The sequence below is a fragment of the Microbispora siamensis genome, from assembly GCF_016863095.1.
GTDB lineage: Bacteria > Actinomycetota > Actinomycetes > Streptosporangiales > Streptosporangiaceae > Microbispora > Microbispora siamensis.
In genome coordinates, this window is the sequence record NZ_BOOF01000025.1 from 49059 (window position 1) to 72916 (window position 23858).

General features: G+C 72.4%; 24 protein-coding genes. 18 read left to right on the forward strand and 6 right to left on the reverse strand.

Features of this window, described 5'->3' with window-relative positions; translation table 11 throughout:
• Window positions 1–29 precede the first annotated feature (29 nt).
• From Msi02_RS21345 to tsaD, 10 genes are all read left to right on the forward strand, one after another.
• Complete coding sequence (locus Msi02_RS21345) at window positions 30–380, forward strand: holo-ACP synthase (protein ID WP_204049938.1); 351 nt, start codon at window positions 30–32, stop codon at window positions 378–380.
• A 61-nt stretch (window positions 381–441) separates the two neighbouring features.
• Window positions 442–1944, forward strand: coding sequence for an NAD(P)H-hydrate dehydratase (locus Msi02_RS21350; protein ID WP_204049939.1), 1503 nt, complete (start codon window positions 442–444; stop codon window positions 1942–1944).
• 54 nt (window positions 1945–1998) lie between these two features.
• The gene (alr, locus tag Msi02_RS21355) at window positions 1999–3144 is read left to right on the forward strand and encodes an alanine racemase (protein ID WP_204049940.1); all 1146 of its coding nucleotides are present in this window, start codon (window positions 1999–2001) and stop codon (window positions 3142–3144) included.
• Between the two features lie 24 nt (window positions 3145–3168).
• Window positions 3169–4221: an alpha/beta fold hydrolase gene (locus tag Msi02_RS21360; protein WP_079316237.1), complete on the forward strand. Its 1053-nt coding sequence runs from the start codon at window positions 3169–3171 to the stop codon at window positions 4219–4221.
• Window positions 4218–4679: a tRNA (adenosine(37)-N6)-threonylcarbamoyltransferase complex ATPase subunit type 1 TsaE gene (gene tsaE / locus Msi02_RS21365; RefSeq protein WP_079316236.1), complete on the forward strand. Its 462-nt coding sequence runs from the start codon at window positions 4218–4220 to the stop codon at window positions 4677–4679. Before Msi02_RS21360 ends, tsaE begins: the two co-directional genes overlap by 4 nt.
• 234 nt (window positions 4680–4913) lie before the next feature.
• Complete coding sequence (locus Msi02_RS21370) at window positions 4914–5552, forward strand: hypothetical protein (RefSeq protein ID WP_204049941.1); 639 nt, start codon at window positions 4914–4916, stop codon at window positions 5550–5552.
• Between the two features lie 2 nt (window positions 5553–5554).
• Window positions 5555–6109, forward strand: coding sequence for a class F sortase (locus Msi02_RS21375; protein ID WP_239108582.1), 555 nt, complete (start codon window positions 5555–5557; stop codon window positions 6107–6109).
• 133 nt (window positions 6110–6242) lie between these two features.
• Window positions 6243–6965 carry a tRNA (adenosine(37)-N6)-threonylcarbamoyltransferase complex dimerization subunit type 1 TsaB gene (gene tsaB / locus Msi02_RS21380; RefSeq protein WP_204049942.1) on the forward strand — a complete coding sequence of 241 codons (723 nt, stop codon included), beginning with the start codon at window positions 6243–6245 and terminating at the stop codon, window positions 6963–6965.
• 19 nt (window positions 6966–6984) lie between these two features.
• Complete coding sequence (rimI, locus tag Msi02_RS21385; protein ID WP_239108583.1) at window positions 6985–7473, forward strand: ribosomal protein S18-alanine N-acetyltransferase; 489 nt, start codon at window positions 6985–6987, stop codon at window positions 7471–7473.
• 103 nt (window positions 7474–7576) lie between these two features.
• Window positions 7577–8614, forward strand: a complete 1038-nt coding sequence (gene tsaD / locus Msi02_RS21390) for a tRNA (adenosine(37)-N6)-threonylcarbamoyltransferase complex transferase subunit TsaD (RefSeq protein WP_204049943.1) — start codon at window positions 7577–7579, stop codon at window positions 8612–8614.
• A 39-nt stretch (window positions 8615–8653) separates the two neighbouring features.
• Here tsaD and Msi02_RS21395 read toward each other — a convergent pair whose 3' ends face one another.
• The 3 genes from Msi02_RS21395 to Msi02_RS21405 all read right to left on the reverse strand — a co-directional run bounded on the left by Msi02_RS21395 (window position 8654) and on the right by Msi02_RS21405 (window position 11484).
• The gene (locus Msi02_RS21395) at window positions 8654–9514 is read right to left on the reverse strand and encodes a hypothetical protein (protein WP_204049944.1); all 861 of its coding nucleotides are present in this window, start codon (window positions 9512–9514) and stop codon (window positions 8654–8656) included.
• A 156-nt stretch (window positions 9515–9670) separates the two neighbouring features.
• Entirely contained in the window at window positions 9671–10879 is a 1209-nt protein-coding gene (locus Msi02_RS21400; RefSeq protein WP_239108584.1) for a class I SAM-dependent methyltransferase, read from the reverse strand.
• 44 nt (window positions 10880–10923) lie between these two features.
• Entirely contained in the window at window positions 10924–11484 is a 561-nt protein-coding gene (locus Msi02_RS21405; protein ID WP_204049945.1) for a MarR family winged helix-turn-helix transcriptional regulator, read from the reverse strand.
• 140 nt (window positions 11485–11624) lie between these two features.
• On the opposite strand from Msi02_RS21405, the gene Msi02_RS21410 reads away from it, so the two are divergent.
• From Msi02_RS21410 to Msi02_RS21430, 5 genes are all read left to right on the forward strand, one after another.
• On the forward strand, window positions 11625–12467 hold the full coding sequence (locus Msi02_RS21410; RefSeq protein WP_204049946.1) for an NAD-dependent epimerase/dehydratase family protein: 843 nt from the start codon (window positions 11625–11627) through the stop codon (window positions 12465–12467).
• Between the two features lie 440 nt (window positions 12468–12907).
• A complete protein-coding gene (gene groES, locus Msi02_RS21415; RefSeq protein WP_030508383.1) occupies window positions 12908–13219 on the forward strand; it encodes a co-chaperone GroES in 312 nt (103 codons plus the stop codon).
• Between the two features lie 67 nt (window positions 13220–13286).
• The gene (gene groL / locus Msi02_RS21420; protein WP_079316228.1) at window positions 13287–14912 is read left to right on the forward strand and encodes a chaperonin GroEL; all 1626 of its coding nucleotides are present in this window, start codon (window positions 13287–13289) and stop codon (window positions 14910–14912) included.
• Between the two features lie 314 nt (window positions 14913–15226).
• On the forward strand, window positions 15227–15853 hold the full coding sequence (locus Msi02_RS21425) for a sigma-70 family RNA polymerase sigma factor (RefSeq protein ID WP_030508385.1): 627 nt from the start codon (window positions 15227–15229) through the stop codon (window positions 15851–15853).
• Window positions 15850–16065, forward strand: coding sequence for an anti-sigma-D factor RsdA (locus Msi02_RS21430; RefSeq protein WP_143737446.1), 216 nt, complete (start codon window positions 15850–15852; stop codon window positions 16063–16065). Before Msi02_RS21425 ends, Msi02_RS21430 begins: the two co-directional genes overlap by 4 nt.
• Here the strand turns inward: Msi02_RS21430 and Msi02_RS21435 are convergent.
• Together Msi02_RS21435 and Msi02_RS21440 are read right to left on the reverse strand one after the other, a co-directional pair.
• Window positions 16026–16403: a DUF5319 domain-containing protein gene (locus tag Msi02_RS21435; RefSeq protein WP_030508386.1), complete on the reverse strand. Its 378-nt coding sequence runs from the start codon at window positions 16401–16403 to the stop codon at window positions 16026–16028. The two genes, Msi02_RS21430 and Msi02_RS21435, sit on opposite strands and share 40 nt — an antisense overlap.
• An 84-nt stretch (window positions 16404–16487) precedes the next feature.
• Window positions 16488–17492 (reverse strand): helix-turn-helix transcriptional regulator, encoded by a 1005-nt coding sequence (locus Msi02_RS21440; protein WP_204049947.1) that lies wholly within the window; start codon window positions 17490–17492, stop codon window positions 16488–16490.
• Between the two features lie 573 nt (window positions 17493–18065).
• Between Msi02_RS21440 and guaB the strand changes: the two genes are divergently transcribed.
• Window positions 18066–19547: an IMP dehydrogenase gene (guaB, locus tag Msi02_RS21445; RefSeq protein ID WP_204049948.1), complete on the forward strand. Its 1482-nt coding sequence runs from the start codon at window positions 18066–18068 to the stop codon at window positions 19545–19547.
• 33 nt (window positions 19548–19580) lie between these two features.
• Window positions 19581–20699: a GuaB3 family IMP dehydrogenase-related protein gene (locus tag Msi02_RS21450; RefSeq protein WP_179155270.1), complete on the forward strand. Its 1119-nt coding sequence runs from the start codon at window positions 19581–19583 to the stop codon at window positions 20697–20699.
• A 57-nt stretch (window positions 20700–20756) separates the two neighbouring features.
• On the opposite strand, the gene nagA is transcribed toward Msi02_RS21450, so the two are convergent.
• The gene (gene nagA, locus Msi02_RS21455) at window positions 20757–21902 is read right to left on the reverse strand and encodes an N-acetylglucosamine-6-phosphate deacetylase (RefSeq protein ID WP_204049949.1); all 1146 of its coding nucleotides are present in this window, start codon (window positions 21900–21902) and stop codon (window positions 20757–20759) included.
• Between the two features lie 193 nt (window positions 21903–22095).
• Here nagA and Msi02_RS21460 point away from each other — a divergent pair, with 193 nt between their 5' ends.
• On the forward strand, window positions 22096–23856 hold the full coding sequence (locus tag Msi02_RS21460; RefSeq protein WP_239108585.1) for a glycerol-3-phosphate dehydrogenase/oxidase: 1761 nt from the start codon (window positions 22096–22098) through the stop codon (window positions 23854–23856).
• Window positions 23857–23858 lie beyond the last annotated feature (2 nt).

Below are 23858 nucleotides of genomic sequence, written 5' to 3' on the forward strand. Positions count from 1 at the left end.
GCGACTGGCACGCGCCGTACGCTGGCGGTGTGATCGTGGGCATCGGGGTGGACGTGGTCGAGGTGGCGCGCCTGGGCGCGGCCCTGGAGCGCACGCCCGCGCTGCGCAGGCGCCTGTTCACCGATGCCGAGTGCGCGCTGTCGCTGGAGTCGCTGGCCACGCGGTTCGCCGCGAAGGAGGCCGTGGCCAAGGCCCTCGGGGCTCCACCGGGCCTGCGGCACCTCGACGCGGAGGTCGTGCGCGGCGAACACGGCCGGCCCGAGCTGACGATCACGGGCCGGGCCGCCGAGGTGGCCCGCGACCTCGGCGTACGCCGATGGCACGTCTCCCTGTCGCACGACGGCGGCATGGCGATCGCCTACGTTGTCGCCGAGTCCTGAGCGGGAGCCCTCAGCGGGCCGGTGATCGCCATCGCCGACGCGGCAGGCTACCGTCGGACGCATGCGGACCGCCTACACCTCCGACCAGATCCGCTCGGCCGAGCTGGCGCTGATGGCGAGGCTCCCCGAGGGGACGCTGATGGACAGGGCCGCCGCAGGGCTCGCCGCGGTCTGCGCGCAGCTGCTCGCCGGCTCCTGCGGCCGGGTGTACGGCTCGCGCGTCGCGCTGCTCATCGGCAGCGGCGACAACGGCGGTGACGCCCTGTACGCCGGGGCCCGCCTGGCCCGCAGGGGAGCGCGGGTGGAGGCGGTCCTCGCCGGCTCGCGCACTCACGAGGGCGGCCTGGCCGCGCTGCGGCAGGCGGGCGGCCGGGCGCATCCATACGACGCCGCACGGGCGCGCGAAGTGCTGGCCGGCGCCGACCTCGTCATGGACGGCCTCGTCGGCATCGGGGGCAGCGGGGCCCTGCGGGAGCCGTACGCGACGCTGGCGGAGCTGACCGCCGAGACCGGCGGCCTGGTCGTCGCGGTCGATGTGCCGAGCGGGGTGGACGCGAGCAGCGGACGGGTCGAGGGACCGGCGGTCCGCGCGCACCTGACGGTGACGTTCGGCGCGTACAAGGCCGGCCTGCTGGTCGATCCCGGCGCCGCCCGCGCGGGGTCGGTCGAGCTGGTGGACATCGGCCTGGGGCCCTTCCTGCCGGACCCCGAGGTGGCCGCGCTGACCGGCGACGACGTGGCCGACCTGCTGCCCCGGCCGGGCGCGGAGAGCGACAAGTACCGGCGGGGCGTGGTCGGGATCGCCGCGGGCAGCGACAGGTACACCGGGGCCGCCGTGCTCTCGGTCGGCGGCGCGGTGCGCGCCGGCGCGGGGCTGGTCCGCTTCGCGAGCTCCGCCGAGCCGGTGCGGCTGGTCAGGGCCCGCTGGCCGGAGGCCATCACGACCGTGCTCGATCCGTCGCTGGTGCTGAAGAGCTCGCTGGACGAGGTCGGGCGGGTGCAGGCGTGGGTGCTCGGCCCCGGGCTCGGGACGGGCCCGGAGGCGCACGCGGTGGCCCGCGCCGTGCTGTCCACCGGGGTGCCCGTGCTGGTGGACGCCGACGGGCTGACGCTGGTCGCCAAGGACCGCACGCTGCTGCGCCGGGCCGCCCCCACCGTGCTCACGCCGCACGCGGGGGAGCTGTCGCGGCTGCTCGGCGTGCCGCGCGAGCGCATCGAGGCCGGGCGGCTCGAACACGTGCGCAGGGCCGCCGCCGAGCTGGGGGCGACGGTGCTGCTCAAGGGCTCGACCACGCTCGTGGCGGAGGAGGACAGGCCGGTGCGGGTCAACACCACGGGCACGCCCTGGCTGGCCACGGGCGGCACGGGCGACGTCCTGTCGGGCATCGCGGGTGCCCTGCTCGCCGCCGGGCTGACGGGCTACGACGCGGCCTCGTGCGCGGCGTACGTCCACGGGCTCGCGGCGCGGACGGCCGCCGGAGGCGGCGACGCGGCACGCGGACAGGCGCCGATCGCCGCCCTCGACGTCGCCCAGGCGCTGCCCGAAGCCCTGCGCACGCTCTGACGTGCGGTGTCAGGTTGGGCGCATCCACCCGGGTCCACCTGACACACTGGAAAAATGAGCTTCTCAACGGTGCGCTCCGCGACCCCGGCCGAGGCACGCGTGGACCTGTCCGCCATCACGCACAACGTACGGCTGCTCGCCGAGTCGGCCGCCGGCGCCGAGATGATGGCCGTCGTCAAGGCCGACGCGTACGGCCACGGCGCGGTGCCGGTGGCGAAGGCGTGCCTGGAGGCGGGCGCGACCCGGCTCGGCACCGCGTTCGTCCGCGAGGCGCTGGCGCTGCGCGAGGCGGGGGTCACCGCGCCGGTCATGTCGTGGCTCATCACGCCCGGAGAGCCGCTGGACGCCGCGCTGCTCGCGGACGTCGAGCTGTCGGCCGGCGCGACGTGGGTCGTGGACGACATCGTCGAGGCCGCCCGGCGCACCGGGCGCACCGCCCGCGTGCACCTGAAGGCCGACACCGGCAACTCCCGCGGCGGCGCGACGGCGGCGGACTGGCCGTCTCTGGTCGAGCACGCGCTCGCCGCGCGGGCGAGCGGGGCCATCGAGATCGTGGGCCTGTGGTCGCACTTCGCCTGCGCGGACATCCCGGGCCATCCCTCCATCGAGAGCCAGCTCGCGACGTTCGAGGAGGCGCTCGCCGTCGCCGACAAGGCGGGCGTGCCGAGCGACGCGATCCGTCACTTCGCCAACTCGGCCGCGACCGTCACGCTGCCGCGGGCGAGGTACGACATGGTCCGCACGGGCATCGCGGTCTACGGCCTGAGCCCGATCCCCGAGCTGGGCGACTTCGGCCTGCGCCCCGCCATGACGCTGACGGCCAGGCTCGCGCAGGTCAAGCGGGCCGCCCCGGGCTCGGGCGTGTCGTACGGGCACCTGTACGTCACGGAGCGTGAGACCACGCTTGGTCTCGTCCCTCTCGGGTATGCGGACGGCATCCTGCGAAACGGGACCAACCGGGCGGAGGTGCTGGCAGCGGGCCGGCGGCGGCGGATCGCCGGGCGGGTGTGCATGGACCAGTTCGTCATCGACCTCGGTGACGATCCGGCGGAAGCGGGGGACGAGGTGATCCTTTTCGGCCCGGGGGACAATGGCGAGCCCACCTGTCAGGAATGGGCGGATTCCCTCGGCACGATTACCCATGAGATCGTGACGAGGATCGGATCCCGCGTGCCTCGCGTCCATACGGACGGACGCTGAGCCGCGGCTGCGAGGAGGGCAGGCATGAGCACACGTCGCAAGGTCGGGATCGCCGGAGCGGTCTTCGGTGCGGCGTCGGCGGGAGTGGCGGCGGCCACGCTCGCCAAGAGGTACGCCGTCGGCCGCATCCGCCTGCGGCCGGACCTGGAGGCGAGTGAGCCCTTCGGCGAGCTGCACGGACGTTCGGTGACGCTCACGACCTCGGACGGCGTGAAGATCCATGCCGAGATCGACGGCGTGGAGGACGCCCCGCTGACCGTGGTGCTCTGCCACGGCTACTGCCTGTGCTCGGACTCCTGGCACTACCAGCGGCGCGACCTGCGCGACTCCTACCGGCTGGTGCTGTGGGACCAGCGCTGCCACGGCCAGTCCGCCCGCGCGATGTCCAGCGACTGCACGATCGAGCGCCTCGGCGAGGACCTCGCGCTCGTGCTGGACGAGCTCGTCCCCGGGCCGTGCGTGGTGGTGGGCCACTCCATGGGCGGCATGACGATCATGGCGCTGGCGGAGCGGCGGCCCGAGCTGTTCGGCGACAAGATCCGCGGGGTGTCGCTGATCGCGACCTCGGCGGGCAAGCTCGCCGAGCTCACCCTGGGCCTGCCCGCCCTGGTCTCCAAGCTCGTCAACCTCGCGGTGCCGCCCGCCGTCTCGATCATGCGCAGGAGCGGCGCGCTGGTCGACCGGGGCCGTGAGGCCGGCACCGACCTGTCGTTCCTGGCGCTGCGTCACCTCGGGTTCGGCGATTCCAAGAACGTCAGCCCGACCGTCGTGGACTTCGTCGAGTCGATGATCAGGGCCACCCCCTCGGAGGTGATCGCCGACTTCTACCCGGCGCTGATGTCGCACGACAAGCTCACCGCGCTCGACGTGCTCAACAAGGTGCCGACCGCGATCATCGTGGGGGAGCGCGACTGGCTGACGCCGCTCGACCACAGCAGGGCGATCGCGGCGGCCGTGCCGACCGCGCAGCTCACCATCGTGCCTGAGACGTCGCATCTCGTGCAGCTCGAACGGCCCGACGCGGTGAACGAGGCGCTGCGCGAGCTGCTGAAGCGGGCGGAGAGGGGAAACGCGTGACCACGGCCGAGTTCCGGGCCGCGACCGCCGAGGAGACGCGGGCGCTGGGCGCGCGGCTGGCCACGCTGCTCGCCCCCGGAGACCTGGTCGTGCTGAGCGGGCCGCTGGGCGCGGGGAAGACGACGCTGGTGCAGGGCGTCGCGGAGGGCCTGAAGGTGCGCGGGCCGATCACGTCCCCCACGTTCGTGATCGCCCGGGTCCACCCGTCCCTGTCCGGCGGGCCGGCGCTCGTGCACGTGGACGCCTACCGGCTGGGCGGCACGCTGGAGGTAGACGACCTCGACCTCGACGCCTCGCTGGAGGAGTCGGTGACCGTGGTCGAGTGGGGCGAGGGCCTGGTCGAGGGCCTGTCCGAGGACCGCCTGGAGGTCCACCTCGAGCGGGACGCCGAGGGCGAGGAGCGCCGCGTACGGGTGACGGGCGTGGGCCCGCGCTGGTCGGAGCTCTCCCTCACCTGAGCACCCTCCCCCTGAGGCACGGAGCCACATAAAGGGCCGCAACACGGACTCTGACGTGCGACAAGGACCTGCGGGGACAAGCCGGGCGTCGTTCGTACGCGATCCAGACCGGTCCGCCGCACAGTCCTTGACGCCTGTCCGCGTTCCTGTGGATCATCGAGACCAAGGAAGATCCTCGGCCATGAGTCGGTAAGGATTTTCTGGGTAAGGGACCGGCGTGGAAGAGGTGTGCCGTTGAGCAGGATCACGCAGGTCGCCGTCGGAGGAGCCTTACTGTTCGGCGCGCTGGGCTGCACCGCGTCGGCCGAGACGGTCTCCACCGACCCCACGATGACGCTGACACCGGCCCTGCCGACGCCGCTCGTCTCGGTCTCGCGGCAGGACGTGCGGGTGGAGGTCGATCCGAAGCGGATCGTCGGCGGGTCGACCAAGAGCATCCATATCACCGCCAGGTGCCCGCTGCCCCAGGGCGGCACCGAGTATCGGGCGACCGCCCGCTCCGACGCCTTCACGGGGCTCGTCACGCTGGTCGCCCCGGCGCCGTCGTCGGCCTCCCCGACCGCGACCGTGCCGATGGTGCGCGGCAGCGCGACCATCAGGGCCGGGGCCAAGGCGGGCGGCTACCGCGTGCAGGTGCGTTGCGAGGCCACCAACGACATCGGCAGCGCGTCGTTCAGGATCGTCGCGCCGGAGCCCGACCACACCGAGGACCACACGAGGATTCCCACCCGGGCGCCGCACGCGGGCGGCGGCGGCACGGCGGCCGGGGGCCCCGAAGACGACTCGGGCCTGCCGACGGGCGTCACCGTCGTCGTGCTGCTGGCCGCGCTCGGCGTCGGCATCGGCGTGGCCCGCAGGCGCTCCGGAGCCTGACCTTGGCGCTGTCCACCCGGGGGGTGATCATCGCCGGGGTGGTCACCGGGCTCGCGTTCGCCGCCGTCGCCGGCGGCAAGGGGATGACGGACCAGCCCGCCGCCAGGTCCTCCGTCGTCCCCAAGCGGATCGACATCCCGGCGCTGCACCTCAAGGCCCCCCTCATGAAGCTCGGCCTGTCCTACGAGGGCGACGTCGAACTGCCGCCGTTCGACAAGCCGTCCACCGCGGGCTGGTACACCGGAAGCGCCGTGCCGGGCGACCCCGGCGCCTCCGTGATCATCGGCCACGTGGACACCAAGACCGCTCCCGCCGTCTTCTACCGGCTGCGCGACCTGCGTGAGGGAGCGGTCGTGAAGGTGGTGCGCAGCGACGGCAAGACCGCCTCCTACCGGGTCGACTCGGTGGAGCGCGTGCCGAAGGACGAGTTCCCGGCCGAGCGCGTCTACACCGAGGACGGCCTGCGCCTGATCACCTGCGGCGGGAACTTCGACTGGGCGCGGCACGAGTACCGCGACAACATCATCGTCTACGCCTCCCTGATCCGGGCCGCCTGATCCGGGCCGCCTGCCGCAAGGCCGTCCGGCGGGCGCGCGGGCCGCGCACGTCGCGGCGACGAGGACGAACGGGTCCGGGGACGGACCCCGGGTGTGGTCGTCCGCCTCCGCACAGCGACTACGCTTGACCTTCGTGCTTGTCTTGGCCTTCGACACCGCCACTCCCGCCGTCACCGCCGCGCTGTACGACGGCGAGCGCGTGGTGGCGGAGTCGACGACGATCGACGCGCGGCGGCATGGTGAGCTCCTCGCGCCCGCCGTCGAGCAGGTCCTGCGCGAGTCCGGCGCGACGCTCAAGGACGTCACCGCCATCGTCGCCGGGACCGGCCCCGGGCCGTACACCGGACTGCGGGTCGGCCTGATGACGGCGACGGCGCTGGCCATGACCGCCGGTGTGCCCGCGTTCGGGGTCTGCACGCTCGACGCCCTCGCCTACTCCGCGCGGGAGAGCGGGCCGTTCCTCGTCGCGACCGACGCGCGCCGCAGGGAGGTCTTCTGGGCGCGGTACGGCGATCCGCGCACGCGGCTCGACGGGCCGCGCGTGGACCGGCCGCACGACCTGCCCGGGGAACTGCCCGTGATCGGCGCGGGCGGCGCCATGTACGCCGACGTGATCGGCGCCGACCGGGTGCGCGGTCCGGAACTTCCCTCGGCGGGAGCGCTCGCGGCCCTGGCGGCCGAGCACCTCGCGACGCTGAGCGAGGAGGAGGTGGCCGAGATCGCCCGGGTGCCCGAGGGACGCGTGGATTCGGTCGAGAAGGCGCGGGAGCTGGCCGTGCTCGGCCCGCCGCGGCCCATCTACCTGCGGCGTCCCGACGCGCAGGTGCCCGGGGCGCCGAAGCGGGTGACGGCGTGACCCGCCGCGGGGGCACCCCATGAGGCAGGCCGAGGTCGTGCTGCGCCAGATGACCCACGACGATCTGCCGGTCGTGATGGACATCGAAAGGACCACGTTCCCCGCGGACGCCTGGAGCGAGGCCATGATGCGTGGCGAGCTGGCCGACCAGCCGCGCACCCGGCACTACGTCGTCGCCGAGGTGGGCGACCGCGTGGTGGGGTACGCCGGCCTGGCGGCGGCGGGTGACCAGGCCGACGTCCAGACGATCGCGGTCCTCGCCGATCACCGGCGCGCCGGCGTCGGGACCGCGCTGATGGACGCACTGCTCGCCGAGGCCGCACGGCGCGGCGCGGCCTCGGTGTTCCTGGAGGTGCGCGCCGACAACCCGCCCGCACAGGCGATGTACGAGCGGTTCGGCTTCCGGCGGCTGGGCCTGCGGCGGCGCTACTACGAGGACGGCACCGACGCCATCACCATGGTGAAGGACCTCGGTCCAGGACACGAAGATTTGGGGGGCGGAGCATGAGCGAGCGTAGCGAGCGAATCAGTAAACGCAGCGCAATTCGCGGCTGGGTCACCTGCGCGCCTCCGGCACGACGGGACTCCGAGCCGCAAGGCGAGGAGGTGGCATGAGCAGGCGTGACGAGCCGATCGTGCTGGGAATCGAGACGTCCTGCGACGAGACGGGCGTGGGCATCGTCCGCGGCCACACGCTGCTGGCCAACACCATCGCCTCCAGCATGGACGAGCACGCCCGCTTCGGCGGCGTGGTGCCGGAGGTGGCCTCGCGGGCCCACCTGGAGGCGATGACGCCCACGGTCGAGAGCGCGCTGGCCGCCGCCGGGCTGCGCTTCTCCGACATCGACGCGGTCGCCGTCACCGCCGGCCCCGGTCTCGCGGGCGCGCTGCTCGTCGGCGTGGCCGCCGCCAAGGCGTACGCGCTGGGGCTCGGTGTCCCGCTCTACGGGGTCAACCACCTCGCCGCGCACGTCGCCGTGGACCAGTTGGAGCACGGCCCGCTGCCCAAGCCCTCGATCGCGCTGCTGGTGTCGGGAGGACACTCCTCGCTGCTCCTGGTGCCCGACGTGGCGCAGGACGTGATCTCGCTCGGGTCCACCGTGGACGACGCGGCCGGGGAGGCGTTCGACAAGGTGGCCCGGGTGCTCGGGCTGCCGTTCCCCGGCGGGCCCCACATCGACCGGGCCGCCCGCGACGGCTCGGGCGCGGCGGTGGCCTTCCCTCGTGGCAAGTACGACGACGGCACCCTCGACTTCTCCTTCTCGGGGCTGAAGACTGCCGTGGCGCGGTGGGTGGAGGCCCGTGAGGCGGCGGGCGAGGCGGTGCCCGTGGCCGACGTCGCCGCGTCGTTCCAGGAGGCGGTCGTGGACGTGCTCACCCGCAAGGCCCTGCAGGCGTGCGCCCGTTACGACGTGAAGGACCTGCTGATCGGGGGCGGCGTGGCCGCCAACTCCCGGCTGCGGGCCCTGGCCCAGGAGCGCTGCGACGCGGCCGGGGTGCGCCTGCGGGTGCCGCGGCCCGGCCTGTGCACCGACAACGGCGCGATGGTGGCGGCGCTCGGCGCGGACCTGGTGTCGGCGGGCGCGAAGCCCTCCACCCTGGAGATCCCGGCCGACTCGTCGCTCCCGATCACCGTCGTCAACGTCTGATCGCCGCCCCGCTCGCCCTCGCCGGCGACAGGGGATTCCTCAGTCGGCGTGGCCGCGGGCGGGGCGCAGGAGGACCTCGGCGAGCGCCAGCATGGTCTCCTCCAGCGCGGCGAGCCGCCGGGCCACGTCGCCCCTGGCCGGTTCCATGGCGCGGGTGACCGCGTCCGAGACGGTCTCGGCGATCTGCTCACGGTCGGGCCTGCTGCGCACCGCGTCCGCGAGGGGCACGACGGCCCCCGCCGCCAGGGTGAGGTCGGCGTTCATGCCCGCGATGGTGGTGCTCATCTCGTCCACCCCGGCGGCGACGTCCCCGATGCCGGCGCTCAGCCCGGCGACGGTCGCGTTCATGCCGTCCACGGCGGCTCCCACGCCGCTCTCCACGGCCTCGATCCGGCCCCCGACCGAGTCCAGCCGTTCGACGACGACGGCCTCCAGCCGTTCGGTGCGCTCGGTGAGCGCGGCGAGGGCCTTGTCGATCCGGGTGAACCGCCCGGCTGCGGCCTCCATGCTCCCCTGGAACTTGCCGAGCCGGTGCGCGAAGTCCGTCATCCGGTCGGCGATGCCCTGGGTCCGGCCGCCGACCTCGTCCACGTGGTCGCGCAGCAGTTCCATGTGCTGGGCCAGCCCCTCCGCCCAGGCGGGCGGCCTGACCGCCATGTCGTCGAGCCGCTGGCTGATCGCCTCGAGTGCCACGCCGAGGCCGCCCAGCTCGCGCTCGCGCACCTCGCGCAGGAGCCACTCCATGCCCTCCAGCCGCTGGCGGATCTCGTCGAGCACGGCGCCCTGCGTCCGCTGCTCGTAGACGTGGTCCTGGGCCGCCCGGGCGAGCAGTTCACGCATCCGGTCGGAGATGGCGGTCTGGCTGCCCGCCTGGAGGAGGTTGTGGCTGGAATGCTCCACCGAGAATGCTCCTTCACTCGCCGAAACGTCGGTTCGGCCCGGTCTCGCGCAGATGAACGAACAGGCGGCACGCCCGACGGCCAACTTTAGGCCCTGACCCGCGGCCATCAGGCGTGGAATGAGAAAGGCGGTAATTGCCGGTGAATTGTTCCTGTTTCACCCGTTCGCACTGGTCACGGGCCGGCAGAGCAGGGCGAACGGCCGTTCCTCGATGCGGGTGAGCACGATCACGGCGGAATCGTCGCCGGAAAGCCGCAGATCCTTGCGCAGCCGTTCGACGTCGACGGCGGAACCGCGCTTCTTGATGGTGACCGCGCCGACGCGCCGTTCGCGCAGCGCCGCTCTCAGCCGTTTGAGCGAGAACGGCATGACGTCGGTCACCTCGTAGCAGGGCGCCCAATCCGTGCGTACGAGACGGTCACTCGTGACGTAGGCGATCCGGGGATCGAGGAGGTGCCCCGACACGAGGGCGGCGACCTCGGCGACCAGGTGGGCCCGCACCGCGGCGCCGTCGGGTTCGTAGAGATAGCGGCTCACCGGCCCGGTCTCCGCCTCCGCGCCGGACGCCGTGAGCGTGGCCCCGGACGGCAGCAGGGTGGCGCGCCGGCCGCCCGCTCCCATTCCGGTCCAGATCGCCGCCTCCTTGACCTCGCCGCGGTACGACACCCACTCAGCCTCGGCGCCCTCGGGGATGAACTCGTACGGGATGCCGGGGGCCACCTTCAGGCAGGCCGCCGGGGCGCGGGCCACCAGGTCGAGCACGACCGGCCACGTGGGGGAGTACGCCATCGGGTCGAAGGTCCGTCCCCTCGCCCCCCTTCTGGCGGGGTCGGCGAACAGCAGGCCGTATCCGCCGGGGTCGGCCAGCGCGGCGTCGCCCGTCCGTACGCCGACCAGGGAGGACAGGCCGAGCGCCGCCGCGTTGGCCCGGGCGATCTCCACGGTCAGCGGGTCGAGGTCCACGGCGTCCACCGGGCAGCCCGCCCTCGCCAGCGCGAGGAGGTCCCCGCCGATGCCGCAGCAGACGTCCAGCACGGCAGGGCCGCCCTCCGGCCCTCCGGCGGCCCGGATCCCGGCGGCCCGGATCCTGGTGGCGCGGTGTGCGGCGACCTCGGGGCGCGTGGCCTGCTCCAGCCCGTGCGGGGTGAAGTACATGACCGCGGCGTCGGGGCCGAACTTGACCTCGGCCCGCCGCCGCAGCGACGCCTGGGTGAGCGCCGCCGCCGCGAGGTCCGCCGGGTGGCTCTTGCGCAACGCGCTCGCGGCGGCCACCGGGTCGGCGCCGTCGGCGAGTATCTTCACGGCCTCGTCCAGGGCCTCGCGCCCTGCGGGCGTGAGCAGCATGCGGAAGGCGTCCAGGTCCACGCCCGCGACGCTACCGCCTGCCCGGCGCGCACGTCGGCGGGCGGTCAGCAGGAGCCGACGTCGCCGAGCGAGGTGAGCAGCTTGCTGAGCAGTCCGGACAGCCGCTCCCGGTCCTCGTCGGTGAGGCCGGACAGCAGCCGCTCCTCGTTGGCCACGTGGCCCTCCAGCAGCGCGTCGACGACCTCCCGGCCCTCGTCGGTGAGGGTGATCAGGACCATGCGGCGGTTGGTGGGCGCGACCTCCCGGTGCACCAGGCCCCTGGCGACGAGGCGGTCCACCCGGTTGGTGAGCGCCGCGGAGCTGACCATCGCGGCCGTGGCGAGGTCGCTCATGCAGAGCCGGTGGTCGGGGTTGGACCGGAAGAGAGTCGCGAGCACGTCGAACTCCCACGGTTCCAGGTCGTGCCCGGCGAAGTACTCCTTGATGCCCTTCTCCAGCAGCCGGGACGCGCGGGAGATCCGCCCGGCCACTCCCATCGCCGAGCAGTCCACGTCCGGACGCGCCCGCGCCCACTGGCGGAGGATCTGGTCGACGGCGTCGTTGCCGGCGGTGTCGTTCGCGCAGGTGGCGTTCGTGAGGTCGTCGTTCGTGAGGGTGTCGTTCATAGCGCGCGCGGCCTGGGTCCTCCACGCCGCTCCTCCTCCATCCGTCATCGTAACCGACACTTCGACGTTGAAATGTGAGCCGGGCGTGGGGTACCTTCTCCATCGAACAGTAAGGCATCGAAGTATTCGAGGTGAAAGAGATGAAGGTCCTGGTGCTCGGCGCGACGGGGTACATCGGTTCCGCGCTGGCGGAGCGTCTCGCCGAACGCGGCCACGAGGTGGTCGCGCTCGTCCGGCCGAGGGCCCGCGACACCGCCGTACCGGGTGAGGTGCGCCACGGCGACCTCCACGAACCCGAGACGCTCAGGAAGGCCGTGACGCCGGACATCGACGTCGTCGTGCACGCCGCCAACCCCGTCGGGGACGAGGAGGTGGATGTCGCGGCGATCGAGGCGCTGGCCGGAGGGGGCGCGCGGCTCGTCTACACCAGCGGCGTCTGGGTTCTCGGCACCACGACCGAGGCGGCGGGCGAGGACGCGCCGGTGAACCCCATCACCGTCTCCCGCTACCGGCCGCGCGTGGAGAGGCTCGTGCTGGAGGCGGGCGGCGTCGTCGTCAGGCCCGGCATCGTGTACGGCCGGGGCGCCGGCATTCCCACGGTGCTCACCGCCCCCGGGCAGGAGGACGGCCGGTACGTCCACGCGGGCGGCCCGGTGCCGACCTGGGCGACCGTGCACGTCGACGACCTGGCGGACCTGCTCGTGCTCGCGATCGAGAACGCGGCGCCGGGGAGCCTCTTCCACGCCGTCGCCGAGGAGTCGGTGAGCGTCGCCGACGTGGCGGCGGCCGCGGGCCGTACGGGGAAGGCCGTGCCGTGGCCGATCGACGAGGCGAGCGAGGTGCTCGGCCGCCCGTTCGCCGAGGGCCTGGCCCTGAGCCAGGTGGTGAGCGGCGACCTCGCCAGGAAGGTCCTCGGCTGGGAGCCGAGCCGCCCCGGCATCGTCGACGACGTCCGCTCCGGCTCGTACGCCTCCCGAGACTGAGGGCCGCCGGACCGGCCCATGACGTCGAAGTCCGGATCCCGCCGGGGCGGGGTTCCACCGGGGTCGACGTCGTCGACGTCCAGCAGAACGGGCCGACGTACTTCGTCGGCTACCAGAACACCGACTTCCTGCACACCGCCTCGGCCACCCTCTATGTCACCTGTTCCGCGTAGTCGCCCCCTCGCTCCCTCCGGAGGGCGCCATGGTGACGCCGGCGCGGCGGACGGCTGAACGGGCGATCTCGGGCGCGTTGCCGCCGGATGCGTCTGACCTGCGATGCCGGTTCGTGTTGACTGTCACGCGCCACTTGCATACTGTTTCGTGTTGGCACTCTCCCATCGAGAGTGCCAACAGCGACGAGACAGGTCTGACACCCGCGACGGCAGGCCGCTGGTCGCCTCTTCAGCTCATTCATCGCAATCTGAAGGGGAGGTCCGATCGTGACGACCGCCACCAAGGTTCCCGTTAAGCCGCTTGGCGACCGCATCGTGGTCCAGCCGCTTGAGGCCGAGCAGACCACCGCCTCCGGCCTGGTCATCCCGGACACCGCCAAGGAGAAGCCGCAGGAGGGCCGTGTCCTCGCTGTGGGCCCGGGCAACTGGGACGAGGACGGCGAGAAGCGCATCCCGCTCGACGTCAAGGAGGGCGACGTCGTCCTCTACAGCAAGTACGGCGGCACCGAGGTCAAGTACGGCGGCGAGGAGTACCTGGTGCTCTCGGCCCGCGACGTGCTCGCCATCATCGAGAAGTAGGCCGCGCCGGCTTGTGGAGCCCCGGGACCATGCGCCCGGGGCTCCGCGCGCTCACAAGGAGACCTGAATGCCGAAGATCCTGGAGTTCGAAGAGGACGCGCGGCGCGCTCTCGAGCGTGGTGTGAACGCTCTCGCCGACGCCGTCAAGGTGACGCTCGGCCCCCGCGGCCGCAACGTCGTCATCGATAAGAAGTTCGGTGCCCCGACGATCACGAACGACGGTGTGACCATCGCTCGCGAGGTCGAGCTGGACAAGCCGTACGAGAACCTGGGCGCCCAGCTCGCCAAGGAAGTGGCGACCAAGACCAACGACATCGCGGGCGACGGCACCACCACCGCGACCGTCCTGGCCCAGGCCATGGTCCGCGAGGGCCTGCGCAACGTGGCCGCCGGCGCGCAGCCGCTGGGGCTCAAGCGCGGCATCGACAAGGCCGCCCAGGCCGTCAGCGAGCGGCTGCTCGCCAGCGCCCGCCACGTCGAGGACAAGAAGGAGATCGCCAACGTCGCGACGATCTCCGCGCAGGACGCGAAGATCGGCGGCCTGATCGCCGAGGCGTTCGACAAGGTGGGCAAGGACGGTGTCATCACCGTCGAGGAGTCCAACGCGATGGGCCTGGAGCTGGAGTTCACCGAGGGCCTCCAGTTCGACAAGGGCTACCTGTCGCACTACATGGTGACCGACTCCGAGCGCATGGAGGCGGTGCTCGAGGACCCCTACATCCTCATCACCCAGGGCAAGATCTCCTCCATCGCGGACTTCCTGCCGCTGCTGGAGAAGGTCGCCCAGAGCAAGCGCCAGCTGCTGGTCATCGCCGAGGACGTCGAGGGCGAGGCCCTGGCCGTCCTGGTGACCAACAAGATCCGCGGCACCTTCACCTCCGTCGCCGTCAAGGCCCCCGGCTTCGGCGACCGCCGCAAGGCCATGCTGCAGGACATCGCCATCCTCACCGGCGGCCAGGTCGTCAGCGAGGAGGTCGGCCTCAAGCTGGAGCACGTCGGCCTCGAGGTGCTCGGCACGGCCCGCCGCGTCGTGGTCAACAAGGACACCACCACGATCGTGGACGGCGCCGGCGACGCCCAGGCGATCGAGGACCGCGTCCGGGAGATCAAGGTCGCGATCGAGCAGTCCGACTCCGACTGGGACCGCGAGAAGCTGCAGGAGCGTCTCGCGAAGCTGGCCGGCGGTGTGTGCGTGCTGCGCGTCGGCGCCGCCACCGAGGTGGAGCTGAAGGAGAAGAAGCACCGCCTCGAGGACGCGATCTCCGCGACCCGCGCCGCGATCGAGGAGGGCATCGTCTCCGGCGGTGGCTCCGCGCTCGTGCACGTGTCCAAGGAGCTCGACGACCTGGGCCTGACCGGCGACGAGGCCACCGGTGTCTCGATCGTCCGCAAGGCGCTGATCGAGCCCGCCCGCTGGATCGCCGAGAACGCGGGCATGGAAGGCTACGTCGTCACCACCAAGATCGCCGCGATGAACGTCGGTGAGGGCCTCAACGCCGCCACCGGCGAGTACGGCGACCTGGTGGGCCAGGGCGTCATCGACCCCGTCAAGGTGACCCGCTCGGCCGTGCAGAATGCCGCGTCCATCGCCGGCATGCTGCTCACCACCGAGGCCCTCGTCGTGGACAAGCCCGAGGAGGAGGCTCCGGCCGCCAACGGCGGTCACGGCCACGGCCACGGTCACGGCCACTGATCCCGCGCCTTCCGCGCATCGCGCCCCGCGCCCGCCCGCAAGGGTGGACCGCGGGGCGCACTGCTTTTCCGCCCTTTGCCCGTTCCGCGCGCGGACGGGCCGTCGCGGGCGAAGCCGGGCCGAAGGCAATGCGAACGACCGGCACGCTTCTTTTTCCCTGTCAAGCCGTCCGGCGTATATCTCTCTTTTTGGGCATTCCGGTTGGAATGTTCCAACGGAAGAGTGATCAGGTGATTACCGAACGTTATCGCCGCGTCAATGTGACCAATCCGTAGCCGTTAACCATGACGACATGAACGATCGCGACGGGCATCATGCCTAACGTGACCGAGGGATGCGTCGCCGACGCCGCAACTGGGGTAAGGCTTGCGACGAGATCGGATGAGCCCGACCTCAGGGAACTGACCAGCCTTGCCGTACAGGGAGATCGCACCGCGATCGAATCACTGCTGGGACACCTGCGCCCGATGGTGGTCCGCTACTGCAGGGCTCGACTGGGCAGGGTGTCCGGTCAGTATCACATCGCCGACGACGTGGCCCAGGAGGTGTGCATCGCGGTGCTGTCGGCGCTGCCGCGCTACCGCGACATGGGCCGCCCGTTCGCCTCGTTCGTCTTCGGCATCGCCTCCCACAAGGTGGCCGACGCGCTGCGCAGTTCGGTCCGCTCGGCCGTGCCGACGCAGGACCTGCCGGACGGGCCCGACGAGGGCCCCGGGCCGGAGGAGACGGTGGTGCGCTACATCGAGGCGCAGCACGCCCGCGACCTGCTCGCCCGGCTCCCGGACACGCAGCGCGAGCTTCTCATTCTGCGGGTGGTCTCGGGCCTGTCCGCCGAGGAGACGGGTAATGTACTCGGCATGTCACCAGGTGCCGTCCGGGTCGCGCAGCATCGTGCGCTCGCCAGGCTCCGGCAGCTGGCCGAGCTGGAGTCGATTGCGTGACCACGAAACGTCGTCGTACGGCTCGCCACCTCGGGTCGTACGGCGATGCCGACGTGGAGGGCGACGTAATGCGGACGGACGCCGTCCTCGACGCGCTCGCCCGCCGCGAGCCGGTCGGCGGTACGGACGCCGCCATCCGGTTGCTCGGCGCGCTCGTGGCCGACGTGGACAGTCAGCGGCTCTCCTCCGTGTCGATCACGCCGTCCACGTAGCCCCGGGCGTACTCCCAGCTCACGTAGTCGGCCGGATCGGGCTGGTAGGCCGGCTCGTGCACCTGCGGCCGGCCGTTGTCGATCATCTGGCGCAGGTTGCCGCGCAGCAGGTCCCAGTCGAAGTAGTGTTGTTCGCCGCACTCCGGGCAGTCGAGGACGAGCCCGAGCACGCCCTGGGGTTCGAGCAGGGAACGGAAGACCTCCACGTCGGCGAGATCGGTCAGCGCCTCGTCGCGTTCCGCGAGCGTCAGCGGCTCCACGTCGTCGGGCGCTCCAAGCTCCGCCGCGGGGTCGTTGGGGTCATCCGCGAACGGGTCGCGGGGGACGTCTTCCAGCACGCATCCCACCTTATGACCACGGCCCCCTCCACGAGGATAAGTGCGCCTCATCTGCTCGTCGGGCCGCGCCCCGGGACGCGGGCGTCACAGCCAGCCGCGGCGGGCGGCCTCCACCCCGGCGTGGAAGCGGGACTGGGCCCCCAGCTCCGACATCGCCTCGGCGAACCTGGCCCGCACCGTGCGTACGGAGACTCCGAGGTGGCGGGCGATGGCGTCGTCGGACAGGCCGTGTGCGGCCAGCCGGAGCACCTGCAGCGCGTTGGTGTGCGGGGAGATCGGCGCGGCCCGGGCCCACAGCTCCTCGAACAGCGCCCGCAGCGCCCCCACCGCCACCGGGGCGTGGACCAGGTAGCAGTTGTAGGAGTGCTCGGGCAGCGGGACGCCCCACTCCGCGGGCAGCCCGGCGGTGCCGTCGCCGAGCGCGAAGAACCAGCTCGGCACCGTGTCGAGGGCGCGCAGCCCCGCGCCCGCCGCGGAGAACCGCGCGCACACCTCTCGCAGGGCGGGCTCGGACACGGCGTCGAGCGCGACGACCATGCGCGGGCGCAGGATGCCGTCCTCGGCGGCCTGGATCCACTGGCCGCCGTACCCGTCCGCGAACCTGGCCATGGTGCGGCGGTCCGGCACGGCCATGACCAGCTCGGCGGGGGGCGCCTGCAGGGCGAGGCCGATCACGCTCTCGCAGAGCTCGTCCGCGCCGCTCACCGGCTCGACCGAGAACCGCCCGCTGCGCCAGTCACGGCCCGCGTCGTAGTGATGGGCCAGACGGCCGGCCGCCGCGAGCACCTCGTCGATCTGGCGGGTCTCCCTGGCCATGCGGTCCAGCCTCTCGGCCACCAGCCGCCCGATCGCAGCGGCGGGATGGCGGGCGAGGAACTCCTCCCGCCGCCGGTTCACCGCGCCGAGCCGTACGAGTCCGTCCAGGGCGTCGAGCACGTCCTCGGCGGGCCGGTCGACCGCCTCGGCCAGTTCGGTCAACGTGGCGCGGTGCAGCCGCAGCATGGCCGTGTAGAGGGCCGCCTGGTCGGGGGAGAGGCCGAGGCTTTCGAAGGGGTCGGCCCGGGAGGCGGCGTTGCGCGTCGTACTCATGCTCGCTCCGTCGGTGGTCACACTGGTCGCGCCGCGGCGCATTGGGCGCACCGGTCCCACTGGCTCACTGTCCACTGGCTCACTGGTCCCTGGGAGAAAACGTTTCCCGGCATCCGGCGCGCCGACGTGCGCCCCATCCCCGACTCGCTTCGGGTCGCGAGAATAGCTCGGATTTTCCGCGCTGTCCGTCCCGTTCACACATTCGGCAGGGTTGAGCCGTGGCGGCTTTTGTATCGAAGTGAGGTTTCGCATTTGTTTCGGGCGGAGTTTCGAGAGCCAGGAAATGCATCTTTGTGCAGTTGCACGTTACGCCATTGCGCGTGGACGCTCCGTGACGCATTCTTGACCCAGCGTTAGCCGGGAACGCCGCGTCTGCCGGGCGCGGAGGGGGGCTCGACGGGCGTGGCGGGCGCGACGCGGGGAAGTGGGGGGACCGGAAGCCGGTCCCCCCACTTTTTGTGCCCTCCCCCTTGACAGGTCTGCCGGATGCGGTTTGGGGCGCCCACTAGACTGACCTCGGGTCTGGCGAGGGACCCACGCGCGAGGGACCCACAGCGCAGGAGGGTGCAGCAGATGGCCAAGTTCACCGAACCGGGACTCACGTTCGACGACGTGCTCCTCGTTCCCGCCTATTCGGACCTGCAGCCGGGGGAGGCCGACACGTCGACCCGGCTGTCCCGCACCATCACGCTGCGCATCCCGCTGGTGTCTGCCGCGATGGACACGGTCACCGAGGCGCGCATGGCGGTCGCCATGGCCCGGCAGGGCGGCATCGGCATCCTGCACCGCAACCTCTCGATCGAGGAGCAGGCGCAGCAGGTCGACCTGGTCAAGCGGTCGGAGGCGGGGATGGTGACCAACCCCGTCACCTGCTCTCCCGAGGACACCCTCGCCGACGTCGAGCGGCTGTGCGCGACCTACCGGATCTCCGGCGTCCCGGTCACCGACGCGGACGGCGTGCTCGTGGGCATCGTCACCAACCGCGACATGCGGTTCGAGAGCGACCAGAGCAGGGCCGTACGCGACGTCATGACCCCGATGCCGCTGGTGACGGCGCCGGTGGGGGTCGACCGCGACGAGGCGTTCCGGCTGCTGCGGCAGAACAAGGTCGAGAAGCTGCCGCTCGTGGACGAGGCCGGCCGCCTGCAGGGCCTCATCACCGTCAAGGACTTCACCAAGAGCGAGCAGTACCCGATCGCGACCAAGGACGCCGACGGCCGCCTGATGGTCGGCGCGGCCGTGGGCGTCGCGGGCGACGCCGAGGAACGCGCCATGACGCTGATCGAGGCGGGCGCGGACGTCATCATCGTCGACACCGCCCATGGCCACTCGCGCGGCGTGTGCGACATGGTCGCGAAGATCAAGGCCAACGGCCGGGTGGACGTCATCGGCGGCAACGTCGCCACCCGCGCGGGCGCGCAGGCGCTGGTCGACGCGGGCGCAGACGCGGTCAAGGTGGGCGTCGGGCCCGGCTCGATCTGCACCACCCGGGTCGTCGCGGGTGTGGGCGCCCCGCAGCTCACCGCCATCTACGAGGCCGCGCTGGCGTGCGGCCCGGCCGGCATCCCGGTCATCGGCGACGGCGGCCTGCAGTACTCGGGCGACATCGCCAAGGCGCTGGCCGCCGGTGCGGACACGGTCATGCTCGGCTCGCTGCTGGCCGGCTGCGAGGAGTCGCCCGGCGAGCTGATCTTCATCAACGGCAAGCAGTTCAAGTCGTACCGGGGCATGGGGTCGCTGGGCGCGGTGCGCAACCGCGAGCGCGGCGGCGCGTCGTTCAGCAAGGACAGGTACGCGCAGGCCGAGGTGTCCGGGGAGGACAAGTACATCCCCGAGGGCATCGAGGGCCAGGTGCCCTACCGCGGACCGGTCGCGGCGGTGGCCCACCAGCTCGTCGGCGGTCTGCGGCAGGGCATGTGGTACACCGGCTCCCGGACGATCCAGGAGCTGCACGAGAAGGCGCAGCTCATGCCGATCACCGCGGCCGGGCTCAAGGAGAGCCACCCGCATGACATCCAGATGACGGTCGAGGCCCCGAACTACCACGGGCGCTAGCTCGTAGCGGAAGAAACGGAAAGAACAGGCGATATGACACAGGTGGAGATCGGGCGCGGCAAGAGCGGGCGGCGTGCCTACGCGCTGGACGAGATCGGCATCGTGCCCTCCCGGCGCACCCGCGACCCGGAGGAGGTGTCGATCTCCTGGCAGATCGACGCCTACCGGTTCGACTCTCCGCTCGTGGCGAGCCCGATGGACAGCGTCGTGTCGCCGCAGACGGCCATCGAGATCGGCCGCCTGGGCGGCCTCGGGGTGCTCGACCTCGAAGGGCTGTGGACCCGCTACGAGGACCCGGCGCCGCTCCTGGAGGAGGTCGCCACCCTCGACCGGGAGGCCGCGACCAGGCGGCTGCAGGAGATCTACACCGCGCCGATCAAGGACGAGCTGATCGGCCGGCGCATCGAGGAGATCCGCGCCGCCGGCGTCACGACCGCCGTACGGCTGTCGCCGCAGCGCACCGTGCAGCACCACAAGGCCGTGATCGACGCGGGCGTGGACATCTTCGTGATCCGCGGCACGACGGTCTCCGCCGAGCACGTCTCCGGCCGGGCCGAGCCGCTCAACCTCAAGCAGTTCATCTACGAGCTCGACGTCCCGGTGATCGTGGGCGGCTGCGCGACGTACACGGCGGCGCTGCACCTCATGCGCACCGGCGCGGCCGGCGTGCTGGTCGGCTTCGGCGGCGGCGCCTCGCACACCACCCGCAACGTGCTGGGCGTGGTCGTGCCGATGGCCACCGCGATCTCCGACGTGGCCGCGGCCCGCCGCGACTACATGGACGAGTCGGGCGGCCGCTACGTCCACGTCATCGCCGACGGCGGCATGGGCGGCTCCGGCGACATCGCCAAGGCGATCGCCTGCGGCGCCGACGCCGTCATGGTGGGCTCGCCGCTCGCGCGGGCCAGCGAGGCCCCCGGCCGCGGGTTCCACTGGGGCTCTGAGGCCCACCACCCCGAGCTGCCGCGCGGCAAGCGGGTCGAGTTCGGCACGATCGGCACGCTGCGGGAGATCCTGCACGGCCCGTCGTCGCTGGCCGACGGCTCGATGAACCTGCTCGGCGCGCTGCGCCGCACGATGGCCACCGCCGGCTACTCCGACCTCAAGGAGTTCCAGCGCGTCGAGGTGGTCGTCGCCCCGCCGCAGCGCTGAGCCGCCGCCGGGAAGGCCGGGCCCGCCGGGCCCGGCCTTCGGCTTTCCGGGGATCGGTCAGGGGTGGCGCACCCACGCGCCGCGCTTCATCACGCCGCCGACGCCCAGGTCGTCGTCGAGCACCACGAGATCGGCGTACTTGCCGACCGTGATCGACCCGATCTCGCCGTCCAGGCCGAGCACGCGGGCGGGGGTGAGCGAGGCCATCAGCGCGGCGTCCACCAGGGAGCGCCCGGCCTCCCGCACGGTGCGGCGGAAGGCCACGTCCATCGTGAGCGTGCTGCCGGCGATCGACCCGCCTCCGGGAGTGTCGGAGGCGAGCCGGGCCACCCCGTCCACGACGTCGACGGTCATCGGGCCGAGCGGGTAGCGCCCGTCGCCCATGCCCGCCGCCGCCATCGCGTCCGTGATCAGCGCCGTACGGCCGGCGCCCGCGGCGTGCATGGCCAGGCGCAGCATCGCCGGGTGGACGTGGACGCCGTCGTTGATCAGTTCGACGGTCACCCGCTCGTCCTGGAGCAGGGCGGCGATCGGTCCCGGCGCGCGGTGGCCGAGCGGCGGCATCGCGTTGTAGAGGTGGGTGGCCACGGTCGCCCCGGCGTCGATCCCCTCGATCGTCTGCTCGTAGCTCGCGTCGCTGTGACCCAGCGCGGCGACCACGCCCTCGGCGGCGGCGTCCCTGATCACGTCGAGCGCGTTCGGCAGTTCGGGCGCGATCGTCAGCATGCGGACGTGGCCCCGCCCGGCCTTCACCAGCGCCCGGAACTCCGCCACGTCGGGCTCGCGCAGCAGCGTCGGCTCATGCGCGCCGCAACGCGACCTGGCGATGTACGGCCCCTCGAAGTGGATGCCGGCGATCAGGCCCTGCTCGCACAGGTCGGCGAGCGTCGCGGCGGCCCGCGCGAGCGTGTCGGGCGCGGCGGTGACGAGGCTCGCCATGAGGGTGGTCGAGCCGCGGCTCAGGTGGAAGGCCGCGACCGCGGCGGCGGTCTCCGGGTCGCCGTCGGGGAAGCTTCCGCCGGCGCCGCCGTGGCTGTGGATGTCGACGAAGCCGGGGACGACGGTGCGCCCGCCCAGGCCGAGCCCGTCGCGCGGGGCCTGCCCGCGCCCGATGTGGGTGATCCTGCCGTCCTCGATGGTGAGCCAGCCGTCGTGGACGCCGTCGGGAGTGACGACGCGGGCATCGGAGAGAGTCACGCTCATGCCGCCATCCTTCCGCGTACGGCGCCCGACCGCCGCCCCGGGGCGGGATGACGGACCGGGGCGCGGCTCCTCAGGATTGTTCACCGACATTTCCGGAGATCCTTGGGAAAGGCGGCGGAAACGATGGATTCCCGGGTAGCTACTCGCGGGTAGATTTACTCGGCAATGGCGAAAGCGGTACAGAAGGAGCCTTATGACGGCGAGGATGGGGACGGCACGGCTCGGCCCGGCAGAACGTACCGCCGCCCTGGCGCGGATGGAGGCGCAGGAACTCGACGTGGTCGTGATCGGCGGCGGCGTGGTCGGCGCCGGCGTCGCGCTCGACGCCGCAACCCGCGGACTCTCGGTGGGCCTGGTGGAGGCGCGCGACTTCGCCTCGGGCACGTCGTCCCGGTCGTCCAAGCTGATCCACGGCGGGCTGCGCTATCTGGAGCAGCTCAACTTCGACCTCGTCAGGGAGGCCCTGCGGGAGCGGTCGCTGCTGCTCAAGCGGATCGCGCCGCACCTGGTCAGGCCGGTGCCGTTCCTGTTCCCGCTCACGCACGCGGGCTGGGAGCGGCCGTACATCGGAGCGGGACTCGCGCTCTACGACACGCTCGGGCTGTCCTTCGGCCTCACCCGGGGTGTGCCGGGGCACCGCCACCTGACCCGCCGCCAGGCGCTGCGGGTCGTCCCCTCGCTGCGCAGGTCGGCGTTCACCGGCGCCGTGCAGTACTGGGACGCCCAGGTCGACGACGCTCGTTTCGTGATGACCACGCTGCGCACCGCCGCGACGTACGGCGCGCACGTCGCCTCCCGGGTGCAGGCGGTCGGCTTCCTGCGTGAGGGGGAGCGGGTCACCGGGGTGCGCGTGTGCGACCTGGAGACCGGCGCCGAGCTGGACGTGCGGGCCCGCCAGGTCGTCAACGCGACCGGCGTGTGGACCGACGACATCCAGCAACTCGTCGGCGGCCGGGGGCAGATCCACGTGCGCGCGTCCAAGGGCATCCACCTCGTGGTGCCGCGCGACCGCATCCACTCCCTCACCGGCCTCATCATGCGCACCGAGAAGTCGGTGCTGTTCGTCATCCCCTGGGGCCGGCACTGGATCATCGGGACCACCGACACCCGCTGGAACCTCGACAAGGCGCACCCCGCGGCCTCGCGGGCGGACATCGACTACCTGCTCGACCGGGTCAACTCGGTGCTCTCGGTGCCGCTGACCAGGGACGACGTCGAAGGCGTGTACGCCGGGCTGCGGCCGCTGCTGGCCGGCGAGTCCGAGGAGACCTCCAAGCTCTCGCGCGAGCACGTCGTCACCCACCCCGTGCCCGGGCTGGTCATGGTGGCCGGCGGCAAGTTCACGACGTACCGGGTCATGGCGGCCGACGCCGTCGACGCGGTCGCGCACGGCCTCGACCAGCGCGTGCCGTCGTCCTGCACCGACCAGGTGCCGCTCGCGGGCGCGGAGGGCTACCAGGCCCTGTGGAACTCCCGCCACCGCATGGCGCGCTCCTCCGGGCTGCACGTGGCCAGGATCGAGCACCTGCTGGAGCGGTACGGCTCGCTCATCGACGAGGTGCTGGCGCTCATCGAGAAGGATCCCTCGCTGGGCCGGCCCCTCGACGGCGCGGACGACTACCTGCGCGCGGAGATCGTGTACGCGGCGACGCACGAGGGCGCCGGGCACCTCAACGACGCGCTGACGCGGCGCACCCGCATCTCGATCGAGACCTTCCACCGGGGGACCGCGGTCGCCCAGGAGGCCGCCGAGCTCATGGCCGGCCCGCTCGGCTGGGACGCCGATCAGGTCAAGCGCGAGGTCGAGTACTACACCAAGCGAGTCGAGGCGGAGCGGGCCTCCCAGGAGCAGGACACCGATCAGGAGGCCGACGCGATCCGCCTCGGCGCGCCGGAGATCGTCCCCGTCGCGCCCCCGCGTGATCTCGCCAAGGCGGGGGGAAACGGCAACTGATC